The organism is Campylobacter sp. RM9334 (genome assembly GCF_020138145.1).
GTDB lineage: Bacteria > Campylobacterota > Campylobacteria > Campylobacterales > Campylobacteraceae > Campylobacter_E.
In genome coordinates, this window is record NZ_JACGAX010000060.1 from 1 (window position 1) to 450 (window position 450).

Annotated in this window: 1 protein-coding gene; it reads left to right on the top strand. The window is 26.4% G+C overall.

From position 1 onward, the window contains the following. On the top strand, positions 1-450 hold a 450-nt coding region (locus AVBRAN9334_RS10115), incomplete at both ends, for a hypothetical protein (RefSeq protein ID WP_336607743.1).

A 450-nucleotide genomic window follows, 5' to 3' on the forward strand; every position in this document is an offset into this window, starting at 1 on the left:
TGATAATTCATTAGGTGTTAAAGTTTTAAATACTGAAGAGATGAATAAAGTTCATGGCGGGTATATCGTAAGTTATTTCAATACTACATTTCATAGTGCAAATTTATTGCAAACAAATCATGTGGTATTGTTTGGTGATAATGAATTAGATAAAAGAGCAGTATATATGTATGGTTATGATTTTAAAAAAACTGATAATGCATCATATATGCAAAAAAATGCATTTAATGAAGCAATAATTGGATTAATGAATGGAGAATTGTTGGCAATTTCTTTTACTCAAACAAAAATTCCTCAATTTATAGGAAGTCAATATAGTTATAGTTATGATCCTAAAGCTGTAAATTATTATACTGGTAAAACTAGAGCTATTACGGGTAATTCTTGGCTTAGAAATTTAACACTTAACAAAGCTATTAGAAATGATATTTATATGCAAGCTATAAAAGA